This is a genomic window from Veillonellaceae bacterium, from assembly GCA_025992895.1.
In the GTDB taxonomy this organism is placed as follows: domain Bacteria; phylum Bacillota; class Negativicutes; order Veillonellales; family Dialisteraceae; genus Dialister.
This window is the reverse complement of the sequence record DAJPGA010000001.1, coordinates 1,246,249-1,264,937: the sequence shown is the minus strand read 5'-3', so window position 1 is coordinate 1,264,937 and position 18,689 is coordinate 1,246,249. Positions and strand designations below refer to the sequence as shown.

The window sequence follows — 18,689 nt, the reverse complement described above, 5'->3', positions numbered from 1 at the left end:
TAAGCTTCAGGCAAAATGGCATTCGCCTTATTTTATCAGACTGGCAAATCAGAACTGTCCTCTACAAATACAGCATAAGGATAAACCATGATCGATAAACTTAAGAAGGTTCTTGGACTTATCGGACTGATCCTAATCTGCGCGGTATCGTTTTTCATTGTGAAAACCTACTACCCCGAATTTTACTATCATACGGTATCTCTAACGATGGCTGGTGACATTAATGGCCTGTCAGAATATATATCATCCTTTGGCTACGGAGCATTTGCCGTAAGTCTGGGGCTGCTTGTTTTTTGCAACATTTTTTGCATCCCAACCATCCCATTTTTGACAATTAACGGTGCATTATTCGGACTAATTCCAGGACTTCTTGTCTCTTATCTTGGCGAGGTTATCGGAATAGAGCTGAGCTACCACATAGGACGCGTATTCTTCAGGAAAGAAGCACGTGAATTTATCGAACAGAAGCATATGCTTACCAAGCTGGACAAATACGGCAGCGTGAAGAATATGGCTCTGGCAAGATCCATTCCTTACTCTCCTAATATTCTGATTACTGCGCTTGCTGTTCTCAGCAAGCTCTCCATCAAAGAACATTTAAAGGCAACCCTGATCGGGAAGATTCCTTCTGTCCTCATTGAAGTTCTCCTGGGACATGACTTGATTTATTTCTCCAAACATGGCGTCAGATTTGTACTCATGCTGCTTCTTGTTATCGGTATTTGTGCTGTACACCGCTGGCATAAGAAAAGACATTGTGACGAAGTTTAATTAAAAAGGCCTGCTGTTTTTTGCGGGCCTTTTTTTAGACGATGAAATATTTCACTCCAATTACTGATAAGGATAAAAATGCATCTTTCAGAAATTAGACGAAAAATTTTCATAGGTATTGTATAATATTCATAGATTCATATCAGACTTATAGGATTAAGCTTGATCAAGAAGCTTAAATCATAGTTGAATCATATTACTCTGCCAGATTGGCCTAAGCACGGCTGATTTCCAGATTTGCTTGAAAAGGAGGGCTTCTCATGAAAGGCTACATTCAAGTATATACAGGTGATGGCAAGGGAAAAACGACAGCTGCCATTGGCCTGGCAATCCGCTCCATCGGAGCCGGGCATCGTGTATGCATTATTCAGTTCATGAAGTCATTGGCCTATTCAGAACAGAAAATTCTGAAATCGCTTCCCGGAATTACACTGATCACTCTCGGCAAACCTTATTTCATTGCAAAAGAAGGCATGCTGACTGAAGAAGAAATTAAAGCATGGGGAGACAAGGTCACGATTTATCCGGCAGGAAATCCGCCCGCTGAATACCGTGCGCTCATTCTGAAAGGCATTGACGAAGCAGTGAAAGCTGTCTCTGATGGCTATGATCTTGTCATCCTCGATGAATACAATATGGCATGCTGGTATGACCTGGCCACAGATGAAGATACAAAGCGGATTCTTTCTGCACGAAAGCCAAATGTCGAGCTTGTCTTTACCGGAAGGAATGCTCCGAAACTGATTCTGGACTCTGCTGACCTGATTACTGAAATGAAAAAAATCAGGCATTACTACGATAAAGGTGTTATAGGACGCGAAGGCATAGAGGACTGACAACAGCTCTGCCAAAGAAAGGATTGAAAAGTATGTTAAAAATTAGTGGTAAAAGTATTTCGGGAATGGTAACCATCGGACCTTTGAAAATTTTCCGTCATCAGGAATTTGATATCGTTCAGACCACGGTAGACCGCCCTGAAACTGAAGTGGCTCGTTTTGATTCTGCAAGAAACACAGCATGTGCCAAAATGGAGCAGTTCTATCAGGAAGCCGTATCCCATGTAGGTCTGGACAACGCCTCCATTTTCAAGGTCTATCAGCATATGCTGACAAGTTCTTCCTTTATTGATTCCATCCGCTCTATTATCAGAAACCAGAGCGTCAACGCAGAATATGCGATCGGACAGGCTGAGCAGAACTTCATCCAGATTTACAGCGCAGGCTCAGACACCTACATGCAGGCTCATGTTTCTGACATGAAGGAAGTTTCCCGTATTCTTCTGCGCGTGCTCCGCCAGAAGAAGGTCCTTTTCTCCACCGATGAACCATGCATTCTCTATGCTGACGACCTGACACCAAGTGAAACCATACAGATGGATACCAGCAAGATCTTAGGCTTCGTCACAAAAGAAGGCACACCGACATCTCATACGGCCATCCTTGCCCGCGCTCTGGGTGTTCCTGCCATTGTAGCTACCGGCGAAGATGTAGACTATGCTTATGATGGAAAGACCGCTGTTATAGATGGCTTCTCCGGGACTGTTTATCTTGAACCGACACCGGGTGTGCTTTCTGTCATGAAAGAAAAGCAGGATCAGAGCATAAGACTCAAACAGCTCCTGCAGGAGCTCAAAGGCGTCCCGAGTGAAACGAAAGACGGACGCAGGATTGAAGTCGCTGCCAACGTCTCCTCTGCCGCCGATCTGGCTGCTGTCCTTAAAAACGACGCTGAAGGCATCGGTCTTTTCCGCAGTGAATTCATTTACATGGGAAGAGATACCCTTCCAAGTGAAGAAGAACAGTTCAACGTTTACAAGCTTGCTGTTGAAACAATGACCGGTAAGCGCGTCATTATCCGTACTCTTGATATCGGCGGCGACAAGGACGCCTCTGCCTTCCATCTTCCTAAAGAAGAAAACCCGGCTCTGGGCATGAGAGCTATCCGTATTTCCCTCAAAAGACCGGAAATATTCAAGACGCAGCTTCGCGCTATTCTCCGTGCCAGCGCATTCGGCAAGATTGCAATCATGTTCCCGCTCATCACTTCGGTATGGGAAGTATGGAAGGCAAAGGAAATCCTGGATGAAGTCAAACTGGACCTGGATAAGAAAGGCATTGCCTATGACCATCAGATCCAGATCGGCATCATGATAGAAACTCCGGCGGCTGCTCTCATCAGCGACAAGCTGGCCAAGGAAGTCGACTTCTTCTCGATCGGTACTAACGACCTTTCCCAGTACACGCTCGTTGTAGACCGTTCAAGCCGTGTCCTTTCTGATTTCTTCAACCCCCATCATCCGGCTGTCCTCAAGCTGATTCAGATGACCATCGATAATGGCCATAAAGCAGGCATCTGGGTAGGCATGTGCGGTGAATTGAGTTCTGACCTTTCCATCACGGAAACATTCCTCAGAATGGGCATCGATGAATTCTCTGTTGCCCCCTACTCTGTCCTCCCGCTCCGCCAGCAGATCCGTTCCATCGATCTTTCAAAATAACAGAAAAAGGAAGCATACCAGGCGGCATGCTTCCTTTTTTCATATGATGGTCTGCATATGCAAAAGGGTCTGTGGCGAAATGATTGCTCATTTCGTCACAGACCCTTTTTTCTTATTTGCGGTACAGGCCCATAGCATGAATGGCCTTGTTATAGGTAATGCTTGCTCTTGCATGCGCTTTGGCTGCGCCTTCATCAAGAATAGAATCCAGTTCCGGGCTTCCCATCAGTTCTTTATAGCGGCTCAGGATCGGGCTCATCTGATCGATAATCAGATCGATCAGGTCTTTCTTGAACACACCGTAGCCCTGTCCCTCATACATCTTCTCTATTTCTTCGAAGTTTTTGCCCGAGAAAGCAGAATGAATGCTCATCAGGTTGGAAACGCCGGGCTGGTTTTCCTTATCATAATGAACGTGTCCGATAGAGTCGGTCACTGCTCTCTTGATTTTCTTTGTGATAACGTCCGGTTCATCAAGCATATGAATGGTAGCCCATTCATTGTCATCCGATTTGCTCATCTTCTTGGTAGGTTCCTGAAGGCTCATGACGCGTGCTCCTCCTTCAGGAGCCCACATTTCCGGCAGTGTGAAGACCTCACCGTATTTACGGTTGAATCTTTCTGCCAGGTCTCTTGTGATTTCCATATGCTGACGCTGGTCATCACCTACCGGGACAAGTGTTGCCTGATAGAGCAGGATATCAGCTGCCATCAGCGGAGGATAGGTCAAAAGGCCAAGAGGAATAAAGCCGTTCTTCTTTTCCTGTTTCTGCGCTTTGGACTTATACTGGGTCATTCTTTCCATTTCGCCTACATAGGCGCTGCAGATCATCATCCATCCGAGAAGGGCATGTTCCGGCACTTCAGACTGAACAAAAATCGTTGCTTTTTTCGGATCCAGTCCTGCTGCAATATATAATGCTGCCAGGTTTCTTGTTCTTTCATGAAGAAGCTTTGGGTCCTGCGGCACTGTGATTGCATGCTGATTCACAATGCAGTAGAAGCATTCTGCCTTATCCTGGAACGGAATAAAATTCTTCAATGCCCCAAGATAATTTCCCAGTGTAAGATCGCCGCTGGGCTGAATTCCAGAAAAAATAACATCCATAACGATGCCTCCTTATAATATTTGATGATCGACTTGGTTATAATGGGTGACTGACAAAATGATCCATAAATGAAAAGATTGCCAGAAGCAGGGTTACTCGCCTGCCTCTTTGCAATCCAGTCATATTTTCAATTATTCAACCGTTACAGACTTAGCAAGGTTGCGGGGCTTATCTACATTGTTGCCTCTCTTGATGCTGGTGTAGTAAGCCAGAAGCTGCATGGGGATAACGGAAAGGATCGGCGCAATGAAAGGATCCACTCTCGGGATTCTGACAGTTTCCGTCGTGTACTTACCGATTTCTGCATCATCTTCATAGCCGATGCCAAGAACTTCAGCTCCGCGGGCGCGGACTTCTTCGATGTTGCTGTACATCTTCGAGCTGACATTATCCTGTGTAGCTACAGCAATGACAGGTGTATCTTCGGTAATCAGGGCAAGAGTGCCGTGCTTTAATTCTCCGGCTGCATAAGCCTCTGCATGGATATAAGATACTTCCTTCAGTTTTAATGCGCCTTCCATGGCAATCGCATAGTCGATGGAACGTCCCAGATAGAAGATATCGTGAGCTTTGATCAGACGTTCAGCTACTTCTGCCATGTAATCATTTTCCTGCAGTACCTTTTCGATCTGTTTCGGCAGATCTTTCAGGGCATCAGTGATTTCCTTGACAAGTTCCGGCTTTATGGTCTTCCTGAGCTGTCCCATGTACAAAGCAAGGAGAAGGAGCGCTACGAGCTGGGTCGTATAGGCCTTGGTGGATGCGACTGCAATTTCTGGGCCTGCCATCGTGTAAATGACATTATCGGATTCTCTTGCAATGGAAGAGCTGATGGAGTTGGTAACAGCAAGGCTCTTTGCGCCAAGACGTTTTGCTTCCTTCAGGGCTGCCAGTGTATCGATCGTTTCACCGGACTGGCTGACTACGATACAGAGTGTCTTGTTTGTCGTCAGAGGATTGCTGTATCTGTATTCAGATGCAATTTCGACGGAGACCGGGATTCTGACAAAGCGTTCAATGTAATGCTTTGCTACAAGGCCTGCATGATACGCAGTTCCGCATGCTGTAATCAGGATGTGGTCGATATCATCAAAGCAGTCTTCTGTCCAGCCGAGATCCTTAAAGTTTACGGATCCGTCTTTATTCAGATAAATCTGGACTGTATCATGAATGGCCTTGGGCTGTTCATAAATTTCCTTCAGCATGAAATGCGGATAGCCGCCCTTTTCTGCCGCTTCAGCGCTCCATGTTACTTCATGGATATCTTTTGTGATTTCTTTATCATCATGGTCATAGAAAGTGATGCTGTCTTTCTTGACAACAGCAAGTTCATAATCATTCATGATGTAAATCTGGCGTGTACGGTTGATGACAGCCGGGATATCAGAAGCGATGAAGTTTTCGCCCTTGCCCAGCCCGATAATCAGAGGGTTGTCCTTTTTCGTGCAGATGATGGTATCCGGATCAGAATCATCCATGAATACCAGACTGTAGGAGCCTTCAATTTTTGCCAGTACTTTTCTGACGGTGGAAAGGAAATTGCCATCATCAAGTTCTTCTGCGAGATGTGCAACAACTTCGGTATCCGTTTCTGACTTGAAAACATGACCTTTTTCAATCAATTCCTTTTTCAGCGTCATGTAATTTTCAATGATGCCGTTGTGGACAATGACAAAGTGATTATGGCAGTCGCCGTGAGGATGGGCATTCACATCAGACGGCTGGCCATGTGTAGCCCAGCGTGTATGTCCGATCCCGATATGTCCATGGAGAGGATGTTCCTTAAGAACAGCTTCCAAATTAGCCAGACCGCCCTTTTTCTTTTCGATCTGAATCTTTCCGTTTTCATACACAGCGATACCAGCAGAGTCATAGCCTCTGTATTCAAGACGACGGAGCCCGTCAATTAAAAATTCAGAAGCTTCGCCGCTGCCGACATAACCTACAATACCGCACATAAATGGTATTCCTCCTTACAAGTTTCTTATTAATGTCTATTTTATTTTACTGTTATTTGTTTTTATATGCATCCCTAAAGATGCTCATATTCTGCTTATTATATCACAAAAGCAAAGATTTTAAAATTTATGCAAACTAAATCGCATAGACTGTCAAAATAAGTTTTTACATTACCCGTCCGGGCAGGTTCCAATTCATTTTAACATTAATAAACAAAAAGAAAAGACGCTGAAAGGCAGCATCTTTTCCACTCTGCATTTAAAGCTGGCTCAGCACATTCTCCATGCCTTCCATACTCTCAAGGGAGCTGATCCCTGCAGCAGCCGTCAGGACGGCAAGAACGGCAAGGAGCACGAATACAAGGACAAGAAGCGCATATGGCATGATTGCTACCACAAAGGCTTTTGCCGTGCTGAAACGGTAATTCTCACTGATTGCCAGAACGTCGAGATAAAAAGCCCACAGTGAAAGTATAAAGGTACCGGCGCTGCTGATTTCATTGACGCCGGAGGCGCCGATCAGCATAAAGAATACTGAAAAGCCCAGAGGCAGCGAGGAAGCCATGAAACCGGCTGTGATCCCCTTTGCGGTCCCCATTCCTCCCCACAAGCCTGAAATGTAGTCAATCACGGCACTGTGGCACAATAGGGCTATACCCATCCCCAGGAAAAGGAGTGCAAACTGAAGGATGAGTCCCGGCCCTTCCCTGAATGCAGAAATCGCCATCAGCAGTACGACGAAAATCCAGAAGAAGAACCCTTCCTTCAACTTTTCGCTGTTCGTAATGACTGCCATCGCTTTTCTGGGTGATGTAATCAATGAAAATGCAAGATCGAGAAAAGAATTCATAGTTCCTCCTTACTTAACAGACGGAACAGAAGATTCCGAAAGCGCTTTAGTCATATTTTCAGCCATTTCTCTGGCCATGATTCTGCTGACATTCTCTGCCTCGCCGGCAAGGATGCCTTTAAGTGACATTCCATTCGTATACGTTTTGACAGGTACATTTTCCCCGGGAATTCCCCCGCTGCTTGCTGCATAGTTCAGGGCATCATAGTAATTTCCCATAGCATCGACCAGTCCTAAATCCTGTGCTTCCTTGCCCGTCAGGATTCTTCCGTCCGCAATGCTTCTGACCTTGTTTTCATCCATTTTGCGGCCGTCAGCAACGGTCTGTACGAACTGGTTGTAGATATCATCTACCATCGACTGCAGCATCTGTCTTTCCTCTCCCGTCATCGGGCGGTACATGGAAAGGATATCCTTATGCGCGCCGCTTTTGATCTTTTCATTCTTGACGCCGATCTTATTCATTAAATCCTCGATGTTATTATAGTCCATATAGACGCCGATGCTGCCTGTAATCGTTGCAGGGGAAGCAAATATATAATTCCCCTTGCTTGCCAGCCAGTACCCTGCCGATGCGCACATATCACCCATGGATATGATAATCGGCTTGCCGCTGCTCCTGACCTTGTCCATTTCCTCGGCAATTTCCTGTGTCGCGCCGGTTGAACCACCGGGGCTGTTGATTCTTACAAGAATGGCCTTGGCCTGCAGGTCTTTGCGCGCGGCCTGGAATTGTCTCATCAGATCCTCGCTGGAAACGCCTTCGGAACTATTCAGCACGGATTCTGATCCGGCACCGCCGTAAATAGGACCATCGATGCGGATAACTGCCACATATCCCTTTCCCTTGTTCTGGAAGCTCCTGTCCTGCCAGACATTCATGCAGGCGGCCGCCAGAGCAGCTGCAACAAGCAGTATGACTGCAGCTATGACCCATTTTCTCTTGGTGCTTGTATCCATAATTTGCCTCCCTGATTTCCATTTAATTAAATTATAGCACATTCATGATTATCATCTTAGAAAAAAGGATACTCTTCATATTCCATTGCGCCATCATTTTTGATACGATAGGATGTAAATCTCTTATATGGAGGGACTCAATATGACAGAGAGAAATGCAGCGCTTTCTGCTTTCAAAGAAGCGCTTCCCTATACGCTGCCGGTTTTTGCCGGCTTCTGGTTCATCGCCTTTGCCTACGGATTTTATATGTATACCCTTGGATTCAGTTTCCTGTATCCTTTATTCATGGCCATGTTCATATTTGGCGGATCGCTTGAATTCATCACAGTCACTATGCTGCTTTCCCCATTTGCCCCGTGGCAGACATTCGTCATCGCCTTCACCGTTCAGGCAAGGCATCTTTTCTACGGCCTTGCCATGCTTGAAAAATACGCAGGAACCGGTTGGAAGAAACCTTTCCTTATTTACTGGATGTGCGATGAAACCTTTGCTCTCAATTACTCAGCAACGATTCCCCGCGGCATCGACAGAAACTGGTTCATGTTCTGGGTATCATTCTTGAATTATGTATACTGGGTAAGCGGCGCGGCTATCGGAGGCCTTCTGGGAAACATCGTTACCTTCAATACAAAAGGACTGAGCTTTGTCATGACTTCCATGTTCCTTGTCATTTTCCTTGAACAATGGAAGCGTGAGGAAAAACATTATACGGCATTGATCGGTCTTTTCTCAAGCACCATCTGCCTCTATTTTTTCGGCAGCAATTCCTTCATCATCCCGTCCATGGCACTCATGCTGGGCATCATTACTTTATTCAGGAGACGTATTGAAAAAGCAGGAGGCCTCTTATGACTTCACTTCCCTTTTATGAACAAGTCCTCATTATAGCCATCTGCGCAGGAGCAACAATCCTGACCCGCCTTCTTCCCTTCCTCATCTTCAAACCGGGAAGCCGGCTTCCCGCCTATGTCAATTTTCTGGGAAAGGCCCTCCCCTCTGCCGTCTTTGCGCTTCTTGTCATTTACTGCCTGAAGGATGTCCAGTGGACAGGTGGAAATTACGGCATTCCTGAAATTGCAGGGCTTGCCGTAACTGCGGCCGTTCATCTATGGAAGGGGCAGATGCTCCTGTCCATGGCTGCCGGTACATTATGCTACATGGGGCTCGTCCAGTTTGTCTTCATTTAAACACCGAATCAATTTCAACCACAGCAAAAAAGGAGATGCAGCAGCATCTCCCTCTTTTTTTGGTGACCGGTATGGGATTCGAACCCATACTCTCTGCGCTGAGAACGCAGCGTCTTAACCGTTTGACTAACCGGCCATGTGCTTGTAATTATAACTGATGTACAGTTAAATTTCAAGACCTTTTAAGTCTATCAAGCCAATCAAAAAGGCGGATGGCATCCATCCGCCTCTCTATTTACTTGCGTCCGCCTTCGTTTTTATTCTTTTCATATAGGATCAGAAGGCCTTTCAATGTCAGCATCGGATCAACGATATCGATCGTGCTGGATGACTTGGCAATCAGGGTTGCCAGTCCGCCGGTCGCAATGACCTTGACATTCTGTTCATTCAGTTCTTCTTTAATCCGTTTTACGATTTCATCAATCTGTCCGACAAATCCGTAATAGATGCCTGCCTGCATGGCGGATACAGTATTGCGGCAAATGATGTTCGGCGTCTTGACGAGTTCGATGCGAGGGAGTTTGGATGCTCTCTGGAACAGAGCTTCCATAGAAATACCGATGCCCGGTGCAACAGCGCCGCCAAGGTAATTCCCCTTTGTATCAACCACGCAGAATGTCGTTGCTGTTCCCATATCAATGATGATCAGGGGACAGTCATACTCAGCAATGGCTGCTACCGCATTGACAATCCTGTCCGCGCCCAGTTCTTTTGGATTGTCATACAGGATATTCAGTCCCGTCTTGATCCCGGGGCCGACCAGAATCGGCTTTACATGGAAATAGCGGTGAGACATCGTTTCCAGAATAGGAATAATCGGCGGAACGACTGTGGAAATAATGATATCTTCCACATCATCAAATTCCAGCTGATTCAGATGGAAAAGCGTGCCGAGAAGTGCTGCATAACCATCGGCTGTCTGCAGTGTATCCGTCGCTATGCGCCAATTCTTTATTAACTTACGGTCCTTATAGACACCGCATACAATATTCGTATTACCTACATCAAAGGCAAGAAGCATTCGAATACCCCTCCAAATGATAACCTATGGTTATGACTAAATTTAATATCAAGTGTATAATGCAACAAAGTTAACGTAATGTCAAGACTTGCAAACTATTTTCTTTTCTGCTGTCATCGATAAAATAACGGTTTTACCGTATTTTTGCAATAAATAAAGAGTCCCGGAAGCCGGCCGAAGCCCCGGAACTCTTTATGGTACCTTAATGTGTCGTCGGACGGAAACCTGCCTGAATCAATGCCCTTCTGATCCTGACACCGCTCAATACACCTAAAGTCACCTTGATCAGGTCAAATACAACAAACGGGAATACCGTCATGGTCAAAGCTGTCCAGAGAGGCATGTCCTTTCCAAGGCCGTACTGGAAGTATCCCATGAACCAGATGGTTCCCAATGCATAACAGGAAATAAGTCCAAGGATGGCAAATCCGATATAGCAGAAAATATTGACCTTTTCTTCCGATCTGAATCCGCTGATAAAGGCCATCAGGACGAATCCCAGATAATAACCGCCTACCGGGGAGAGGAATATGCCGATGCCGGCTTTCCCCATGGTAAGGACCGGAATCCCGATCATGCCAAGAATCAGCCAAAGCCCGATGGAAATGGCACCCCATTTCTTGCCAAGGACGCCCCCTGCCAGCGCACAGACAAAGCTCTGCAGCGTAATCGGAACGGCGCCTATCGGAAATGCAAACTGTGATAATATTGCCATGATACCGGCAAATAATGCAGCACTGATAAAATTATGATTTTTCATACTTTTCCTCTTTTCTGAAATTTCATTTTTATCATTGCCGTTCTTTAAGTCAACCAGATTGAATCAGCGTTTGGGAATCGGCGCATCTACAGGGCGTATGGATACGTCCCCTGCAATGACGCGCTTGACTTCGCTTCCTGTATTGACCAGGAGGCAGCCATCGCGGTCAATATCGACTGCTTTCCCTGTATAGCTGTCATCGCCGAAGATTACGCGGACTTCCTGTCCCAAAGTAACAGAAAGCGCTCTCCAGTCATCAAGCACTTTGTCAAAGCCTTCATTCTGCGCGATGCTGTATTCTTTTTCCAGCTCGCCAAGGATAGCTGCAAGGAGGTCCTTTCGTGAAACGTTGATGCCCTCATTAAGGAAGGACGTCGCGCCTTCACGGAAATCTTCCGGGAATTCATTCTTCTTGATTCCTGTATTGATGCCGATGCCCATGATAATATAGTCGATCTTTTCCATGGATGCAGACATCAGTGTCAGGATGCCGACAAGTTTCTTGCCATGGACGAGGATATCATTTGGCCATTTGATGCCTGCATCAGCAAGCCCCAGCCTTCTGATGCCGCGGCAAACGCCTACTGCCGCCAGAAGTGTGCACTTGGATGCTTCCATCGGGAAGAATTTAGGACGGAGGATCAGAGAAAACCAGATGCCCTTAGCAAAAGGACTGAAAAATCCTCTCGTGAGTCTTCCGTGTCCTGTAATCTGTTCTTCAGCGACGACGATGGTTCCTTCTTCAGCACCTTCGCGTGCTATCTTCTTTGCTTCTTCATTCGTAGACTGTGTGGATTCCAGATAGACGACATGTCTTCCAAATGTCTCTGTATGGAGTGCGCTGTCAATTTCAAGCGGTGTCAGCAAATTCGGTGCGTAAATCAATCTGTATCCCTTTCTTGTACTGGATTCAAAAATATAGCCTCTTTCTTTCAAGACGTTAATATGCTTCCAGATTGCTGTACGCGAGACATGCAGGTCTTTTGAAATCTGCTGTCCGGAAACGAAATTGCCATCCGCCTTGCGAAAATAATCCAGAATTTCATTTCGCATAATAAACCTCCGATCCTGTGAAGTACTTTATATCCTTATTTTTATAGATAAAACGGACTTTATTCAAGACTATTTTATTTCCTTACATTATAATCAGTTGTAAACCATCGGTCAACCAATAAGATTTCCCCGATTGACATTATTCATTATACTCTGCGCGAAAAACCGGGATCCCTGTTTGAGATCCCGGTTTGTTATGACAAATCTGTATTAAAGGATATAGTTGGATACGTCAATATCCTGCGTAATCCTTCCCATTTTTTCTCTTATGTAATCGCCGTCAATCGTCACGTTCTTGTCCTCCAGGTCAGGCGCCTCAAAGGAAATATCCTCGAGCACTCTTTCCAGGATGGTATAAAGCCTTCTGGCCCCGATATCCTCGGTTTCCTCATTGACGTGAGTGGCAATCTCGGCAATGGCATCAAGAGAGCTTTCCGTAAACGTAATCGTCACACCTTCTGTCTCAAGAAGCGATTCATACTGGCGGATCAGGGCCTGGCGCGGTTCTGTCAATATCTTCCTTAAATCTTCCTTCGTCAGGCTCGAGAGTTCCACGCGGACAGGGAAGCGGCCCTGAAGCTCAGGAATCAGGTCACTTGGCTTGGACACATGGAAGGCACCGGCAGCAATGAACAGAATATGGTCTGTTTTCATCTGGCCATACTTCGTCTTTACGGTCGCTCCTTCTACGATTGGAAGAATATCTCTCTGCACGCCTTCCCTTGATACATCTGCCCCGCTCGTATTGTTTCTTCCGGCAATTTTATCAATTTCATCAATAAAGATAATGCCCCGCTCTTCAGCCAGACGGATTGCCTTTTCTTTGACGACTTCCATGTCGACCATCTCTTCAGCGGCTTCTTCTGCCAGGATACTCTTGGCCTGGCGGACAGTCACTCTCTTCTTGCGTGTTTTCTTGGGCATCATGTTGGAAAGCATCATGGAAATCTGGTTGGCCTGCTCATTGTCTGAATCTCCGGATGTTCCTGATTTATCTTCAACCTCGATTTCAATCATGCGGTCATCAAGTTCCCCGCTTCTGATTCTTTCCAGAAGGTCCTTTCTTCTTTCCTTTTCTCCCTGATCAATGGCAGGTTCTGCTTTCTTTTCTCCGAAGATGATATCCATCGGGCTTCTGGTTTCCGTTTTCTTTGACGGCCACATAGCTTCCTGAATTTTCTTCAGGGCAGCCTCTTCGGCATCCTTCTTGTGGCGGTCTGCTTCTGTCTTCTTGACAAGGCGTACCGATTCTTCCGCCAGATCACGGACCATGGATTCTACATCTCTGCCGACATAGCCGACTTCCGTGTACTTTGTCGCTTCCACTTTTACAAAAGGCGCATTGGTAAGGGAAGCAATCCTTCTTGCGATTTCCGTCTTGCCTACGCCGGTAGGCCCGATCAGGAGAATATTCTTCGGGCTGACTTCCTTTGCGATTTCAGGAGAAAGTTTGCTGGCGCGCCAGCGGTTCCGAAGGGCAACGGCCACGGATTTCTTGGCATCCTGCTGGCCGATGATATACTGATTCAGGTATTCTACAATACGTCTTGGCGTTAATTCATCATTCATTATATTTCCTCCACGATGACGTTGTGATTTGTATAAACACAGATATCTGCCGCTATATGAAGTGATTTCTCTGCAATTTCACGGGCAGAAAGATCTGTTACGGATACCAGTGCCCTGGCAGCTGCGAGCGCATAATTCCCGCCGCTTCCGATAGCAAGGATTCCGTCGTCAGGTTCTATGACTTCCCCGCTTCCGGATACAAGGAAAAGATGCTCCCCGTCTGTCATGATCAGGAGCGCTTCCAGTTTCTGGAGAACTCTGTCGCTTCTCCATTCCTTGGCAAACTCGACAGCCGCCCTGACCAGGTTGCCGTTGCAGTCGACCAGTTTTGATTCGAATTTATCAAAAAGAGCAAAGGCATCTGCCACTGAACCTGCAAAGCCTGCTATTACCTTGCCGTGATAAAGGCGTCTTACTTTACGCGCCGTATTTTTCATGATGACGGCATTGCCCATAGTGACCTGCCCGTCACCAGCTACTGCTGTATGTCCATCTTTCTTGACTGCCAATATTGTCGTTGCGTGAAACATATGACCTCCTTATACCTTTTAAATCCAATTGAGTATATATAATTATTATACTATATATAATTATTATACGTTGTTTGGAAACTCATCGTAAAGTGGAACGGATTTCTCCTGTCAGGATGATTCATTCTTGCAATTCCCCCCGGTGCGTGATTATGATTGTTTATATAGTTCCTTATTTCAGCGGGAGGTTATTTATGGAAATTTTAACAGACCCAGAACAAATCAGGCAGCACATCAGAGATATATACAAGCCCAATCATTTCATGATGGATTACTTCCATATCAACATTGAAGAAATTCACTGCGGAAGCGCAACGGTCAGCCTTAAGACCGACCCCGAAAAGCATAACAACCAGAGAGGCGTCATTCATGGAGGCGTTTTTGCCGCGCTTGCTGATTCCGTTACAGGTGTGACGAGCGCAACCGTAGGCGCCGTCGTTGCAACAGTTACACTGACGATGAATTTCATCCGTACGGTAACGCCTGGAGAAACAATCCGCGTCACGAGCAAGGTCACTCACCGCGGCCGCTCTACCATCGCCATTACCGCTGAAATGCGCGACGAGGAAGGACGCCTTATGTCCAATATCCTTGCCAACATGATGGTCATCGGAGAATTTCCTGAAATCCCCCACCACTGGAACGGCTAGAATTTTTTAATCATCACTATAAAAGGCAGTGTGCAAAATTACCGCACACTGCCTTTTCATTTTCAATCTTCACCAGAGAACAGGATCTCCCCTGCATTCAGAAGATATCTGATTTTATTCATCAAATTTTGGCAAGAGCCTGTTCCAGATCATTCAGGAGATCGTCGACATTTTCAATGCCTACAGAAATACGTACGGTTCCCGGTGTGATTCCTGCTGCCTTCTGTGCTGCTTCATCAAGCTGCTGATGGGTAGTGGAGGCCGGATGAACGACGAGAGATTTGGAGTCGCCTACATTGGCAAGGTCGGAGAAGATTTCGAGGTTGTCAATGAATTTTCTGGCTGCTTCAAACCCGTCTTTCAGCTCGATGGAGAAAATGGAACCCGCGCCCTTCGGCAGGTATTTTTCCTGCAGTTTATGATATGGAGAAGATTTGAGGCCCGGATAGTTGACCTTTGCTACCTTCGGATGAGCTTCCAGGTATTCAGCCACTTTCGTTGCGTTGTAAACATGTCTTTCTACACGGAGGGACAGTGTTTCAAGTCCCTGAATAAAGAACCATGCGGAAATCGGGGAAATGGCTGCGCCGGTATCTCTGAGTACTTTGGCACGGATTCTTGTTACGAAGCCGGCTCCCGGGATGTCTGTTGCAAAATTGATTCCATGATAGGATGCATCCGGTTTTGCGAAATGAGGATATCTTTCCGGCTGGTTCCAGTTGAATGCTCCGTTTTCAATGATAGCACCACCCAGTGTCGTGCCGTGTCCGCCGATGAATTTTGTCGTGGAATGGATGGATACGTCAAGCCCGTGTTCCAGAGGACGGAATAAGTAAGGTGTAGCAAATGTATTATCAACAAGTACAGGAAGATTCCTGGCATGAGCGATATCCCTGATCAGATCAAAGTCCGGGATGTTGATGGCCGGATTTCCCAATGTTTCGATATAGACTGCTTTTGTCTTTGGAGTAATCGCCTTTTCAATTTCTTCCGGATGATCAGGATCTACGAAATGGGTCGTAATGCCGAGCTGCGGCAGTGTATCGGTAAAGAGCTCATAGGTGCCGCCGTAAAGGGTGGATGCGGCAACGATTTCATCGCCGGCTCCTGCAATATTCAAAATGGAATACGTAACTGCTGCTGCGCCGCTTGCTACAGCAAGGCCTGCTGTGCCGCCTTCAAGGGCTGCCAGTCTCTTTTCCAGTACATCCTGCGTCGGATTGGTCAGGCGGCCATAAATGTAACCCGGATTGCGGAGTGCGAAGCGGTCTTCTGCTTCCTGTGCATCCTTGAATACATAGGATGTCGTCTGATAAATCGGAACGGCTCTTGCCCCTGTTACCGGATCCGGCACCTGGCCTGCATGCTGTTGTAATGTTTCAAAATGAAGTTTCTTTTCGCTCATCTTATTTTCCTCCCTTGGAAATCCGTTTATACGTGCAGGTCATTCTGCACTCATTTTTAATACGCTTCTTCTATGCTTCCCAGTCTCTTAACTACGACATCGCCTTTCCATCATAATGACTTCTCCTTTGCGCTTACTCAAAACGGATCATGAAGAGGCACTGCTCTTCATGTAATCAAAAAAGCCCCCATCCGTTTAGGACGAGAGCTACGTGATTCCACCTAATTTTGCATATATGTCGCCATACATGCCTTAACAGGTACTTGGCCTGTGCCGCATACCGTGCCTCTGTATCGGGAGGACCCGGGAAAGCCTACTTGGTTTCAGCCTTTCAAACTCAGAAATGCACTTCAACAGTTTTGACATATCCGCTTCCACTATCCGGACTCGCTTGGCTGCCGCCATCTGTTTACTCTTTTCCTCATCGTTTAGAGTTGCATCTAACTTACCATATGGACAAATCTCTGTCAAGAAAATTATTTGACGATTTTCTTTACCGCGTCACTCCGGTCGTCACATTGACCTTGATCGTATCGAGCGACATGCCAGTCGTATGCTCGATTTCCCTTTGGATGCGGTCTCTCATCGTATGGATGATTTTCTTGATTTCCTGCGGTGTTCCGGGCTTTACGGAGACATCAATGAAAAGGATGATCCCATTCATCTGGCCCGTGCTTTTCTCGCTTCTGACATGCGTAATGCGGATTTTTTTCATATCCCTGACTGCATAATACACCAGCGACTCAATGACACGGTCAGAAAACGAGAGCTTCCCGTAATAGCTGAAAACCGGCCTTACCACAGATCTTTCCTCATTCTCGCTGAAACGCTTCGGCATTTCCTTCTTCCTGTTACGGAAGAAACGGAGCGGATCAATGAGGTACCCTTTGAAGTAAGGCTTCAGTTCCATGGTAGGGACAGGAATAACGTGCTTTCCTTCCTTGTTCCTTGCTTCTTTTGCCTTAAGCATCTCATCCGGACGGGCGACATCCTGAATCCTGATATACTTGGATGGCTTTGGAAGTCCCAGTGCCTCGCAGATCGTCTCTACCATGCGGTCCGACGTACCAAGGATTAGGACACGCTTCGGATTGATTTTCTCAAGAGCCTGCCTGACTTCTTCCCTCTGCTCCGCATCCCAGAAAATAGCTCGCCTGACAGCCTTCAGGCGGCTTTCTTCGCGCTTGGCTGATTTGCCGGCCACGATTCTGCTGTGGTAAATAAGGATTCCGTCGTCAATAATACAGGACGCTTTATTTTCATAGGCTACAACAAGAGCCCTGTCACTTTTTCCTGTTCCGGGTGGACCAAAAAATGCTATGACTTCCATTGCAGCCTGCCTTCTTTCTTAAAAACAGTCAATCAATTCATAAAAAGAGCATTTACTGGATTATTCTTCTCCGACAATCTGTACTTCCGTATGCAGATCGACTCCATAGGCTTCCTTCACTTTTCCCTGTACTACATGAATCAGCTGGAGCATATCTTCGCAGCTGGCGTTGCCGTTATTGATCAGGAATCCGGCATGCATTTCGCTCACCTGGGCATCTCCGACAGAAAATCCCTTAAGCCCTAATTCTTCTATCATCTGGCCTACGAAATGGCCCTCAGGGCGTTTAAAGGTGCTTCCTGCGCTCTTCTTGTCCAGCGGCTGCTTGGATCTGCGTCTTCCGTTCAAATCATCCATAAGCGCCTTGATATCGTTTTCATTGCCTTCCTTGAGGGAGAGTGTAATATCTACAATGACCTCGCCTTTCTGCATGAAACGGCTTTGGCGGTAAGAATATCCGAGATCCTTCTTGTCATAAACAACAAGGTCGCCGCTCGTATCGCAGACCGTCGCCTGGGAAATGATTTTTGACATTTCCCCGCCATAAGCACCCGCATTCATGAATGCAGCTCCGCCGATAGAACCCGGGATGCCGCTTGCAAATTCCATCCCGGAGAGGCCGTATGAAAGAGCCTTCCTGGCAACAGCGGCTGTCGGAATGCCGCTTGATACTTTAAGCATATTTCCTATTTTTTCAATGCCCTGAAGACGGGATGTGCAGATGACAACACCGCGTATTCCCTTGTCCCTGACAAGAAGGTTCGCGCCGCCGCCAAGGATGAAGAGCGGCAGATTATTCTTTCTGACCAGTTTGGTAATGATGCATAATTCTTCTGTCGTTTCAGGCAGCAGAAAAAAATCAGCGGGCCCGCCAATACCAAATGTCGTATGCCTGCTCATAGGTTCGTTCACTTTTATTTGATTTTCTCCTAAAACGCCGGAGAAAAGATTTGCGTCATTTAAATTCATATAGATTCCTTTTCCATTAATTTTTATGCTTCTCCTATTATAAATTTAGCAGGCATCATCGTCAATGAA

Annotated in this window: 18 protein-coding genes and 1 tRNA gene; 6 read left to right on the top strand and 13 right to left on the bottom strand. The window is 46.4% G+C overall.

The features are described 5' to 3' along the window. The first annotated feature begins 87 nt into the window (after positions 1–87). From OIM03_05330 to ptsP, 3 genes are all read left to right on the top strand, one after another. Complete coding sequence (locus OIM03_05330) at positions 88–771, top strand: VTT domain-containing protein (protein ID HJI73697.1); 684 nt, start codon at positions 88–90, stop codon at positions 769–771. Between the two features lie 260 nt (positions 772–1,031). Then, the gene (locus OIM03_05325; protein HJI73696.1) at positions 1,032–1,607 is read left to right on the top strand and encodes a cob(I)yrinic acid a,c-diamide adenosyltransferase; all 576 of its coding nucleotides are present in this window, start codon (positions 1,032–1,034) and stop codon (positions 1,605–1,607) included. A gap of 32 nt (positions 1,608–1,639) precedes the next feature. Beyond that, the gene (ptsP, locus tag OIM03_05320; protein ID HJI73695.1) at positions 1,640–3,268 is read left to right on the top strand and encodes a phosphoenolpyruvate--protein phosphotransferase; all 1,629 of its coding nucleotides are present in this window, start codon (positions 1,640–1,642) and stop codon (positions 3,266–3,268) included. Positions 3,269–3,380: 112 nt separating this feature from the next. Here ptsP and trpS read toward each other — a convergent pair whose 3' ends face one another. From trpS to sppA, 4 genes are all read right to left on the bottom strand, one after another. After that, positions 3,381–4,376 (bottom strand): tryptophan--tRNA ligase, encoded by a 996-nt coding sequence (gene trpS / locus OIM03_05315; GenBank protein HJI73694.1) that lies wholly within the window; start codon positions 4,374–4,376, stop codon positions 3,381–3,383. A gap of 132 nt (positions 4,377–4,508) precedes the next feature. Beyond that, positions 4,509–6,335: a glutamine--fructose-6-phosphate transaminase (isomerizing) gene (gene glmS, locus OIM03_05310; GenBank protein ID HJI73693.1), complete on the bottom strand. Its 1,827-nt coding sequence runs from the start codon at positions 6,333–6,335 to the stop codon at positions 4,509–4,511. A gap of 259 nt (positions 6,336–6,594) precedes the next feature. Beyond that, complete coding sequence (locus tag OIM03_05305) at positions 6,595–7,185, bottom strand: YIP1 family protein (GenBank protein HJI73692.1); 591 nt, start codon at positions 7,183–7,185, stop codon at positions 6,595–6,597. A gap of 9 nt (positions 7,186–7,194) precedes the next feature. Continuing rightward, positions 7,195–8,145 (bottom strand): signal peptide peptidase SppA, encoded by a 951-nt coding sequence (gene sppA, locus OIM03_05300; protein ID HJI73691.1) that lies wholly within the window; start codon positions 8,143–8,145, stop codon positions 7,195–7,197. Between the two features lie 142 nt (positions 8,146–8,287). On the opposite strand from sppA, the gene OIM03_05295 reads away from it, so the two are divergent. Both OIM03_05295 and OIM03_05290 read left to right on the top strand, forming a co-directional pair. Beyond that, positions 8,288–8,998, top strand: coding sequence for an AzlC family ABC transporter permease (locus tag OIM03_05295; GenBank protein HJI73690.1), 711 nt, complete (start codon positions 8,288–8,290; stop codon positions 8,996–8,998). Then, positions 8,995–9,333 carry a branched-chain amino acid transporter permease gene (locus tag OIM03_05290; GenBank protein HJI73689.1) on the top strand — a complete coding sequence of 113 codons (339 nt, stop codon included), beginning with the start codon at positions 8,995–8,997 and terminating at the stop codon, positions 9,331–9,333. Before OIM03_05295 ends, OIM03_05290 begins: the two co-directional genes overlap by 4 nt. Before the next feature lie 60 nt (positions 9,334–9,393). Here OIM03_05290 and OIM03_05285 read toward each other — a convergent pair. From OIM03_05285 to hslV, 6 genes are all read right to left on the bottom strand, one after another. Beyond that, a tRNA-Glu gene (locus OIM03_05285) sits at positions 9,394–9,469 on the bottom strand. A gap of 99 nt (positions 9,470–9,568) precedes the next feature. Beyond that, positions 9,569–10,354, bottom strand: a complete 786-nt coding sequence (locus OIM03_05280) for a type III pantothenate kinase (protein ID HJI73688.1) — start codon at positions 10,352–10,354, stop codon at positions 9,569–9,571. 202 nt (positions 10,355–10,556) lie between these two features. Next, positions 10,557–11,114: a biotin transporter BioY gene (locus OIM03_05275; protein HJI73687.1), complete on the bottom strand. Its 558-nt coding sequence runs from the start codon at positions 11,112–11,114 to the stop codon at positions 10,557–10,559. A 63-nt stretch (positions 11,115–11,177) separates the two neighbouring features. Further along, positions 11,178–12,167, bottom strand: coding sequence for a biotin--[acetyl-CoA-carboxylase] ligase (locus tag OIM03_05270; protein HJI73686.1), 990 nt, complete (start codon positions 12,165–12,167; stop codon positions 11,178–11,180). A gap of 210 nt (positions 12,168–12,377) precedes the next feature. Further along, positions 12,378–13,736, bottom strand: coding sequence for an ATP-dependent protease ATPase subunit HslU (gene hslU / locus OIM03_05265; protein ID HJI73685.1), 1,359 nt, complete (start codon positions 13,734–13,736; stop codon positions 12,378–12,380). Then, on the bottom strand, positions 13,736–14,266 hold the full coding sequence (hslV, locus tag OIM03_05260; protein ID HJI73684.1) for an ATP-dependent protease subunit HslV: 531 nt from the start codon (positions 14,264–14,266) through the stop codon (positions 13,736–13,738). The genes hslU and hslV overlap by 1 nt, the downstream gene beginning before the upstream one ends. A 194-nt stretch (positions 14,267–14,460) precedes the next feature. Here hslV and OIM03_05255 point away from each other — a divergent pair, with 194 nt between their 5' ends. Continuing rightward, the gene (locus OIM03_05255) at positions 14,461–14,916 is read left to right on the top strand and encodes a PaaI family thioesterase (GenBank protein HJI73683.1); all 456 of its coding nucleotides are present in this window, start codon (positions 14,461–14,463) and stop codon (positions 14,914–14,916) included. Between the two features lie 121 nt (positions 14,917–15,037). Here the strand turns inward: OIM03_05255 and OIM03_05250 are convergent, their stop codons facing one another. From OIM03_05250 to murB, 3 genes are all read right to left on the bottom strand, one after another. Next, positions 15,038–16,321, bottom strand: coding sequence for an O-acetylhomoserine aminocarboxypropyltransferase/cysteine synthase (locus tag OIM03_05250; protein HJI73682.1), 1,284 nt, complete (start codon positions 16,319–16,321; stop codon positions 15,038–15,040). A 493-nt stretch (positions 16,322–16,814) separates the two neighbouring features. After that, positions 16,815–17,651 carry a hypothetical protein gene (locus tag OIM03_05245; protein HJI73681.1) on the bottom strand — a complete coding sequence of 279 codons (837 nt, stop codon included), beginning with the start codon at positions 17,649–17,651 and terminating at the stop codon, positions 16,815–16,817. Positions 17,652–17,711: 60 nt separating this feature from the next. After that, positions 17,712–18,620 carry a UDP-N-acetylmuramate dehydrogenase gene (gene murB, locus OIM03_05240; protein HJI73680.1) on the bottom strand — a complete coding sequence of 303 codons (909 nt, stop codon included), beginning with the start codon at positions 18,618–18,620 and terminating at the stop codon, positions 17,712–17,714. Between the last annotated feature and the right edge of the window lie 69 nt (positions 18,621–18,689).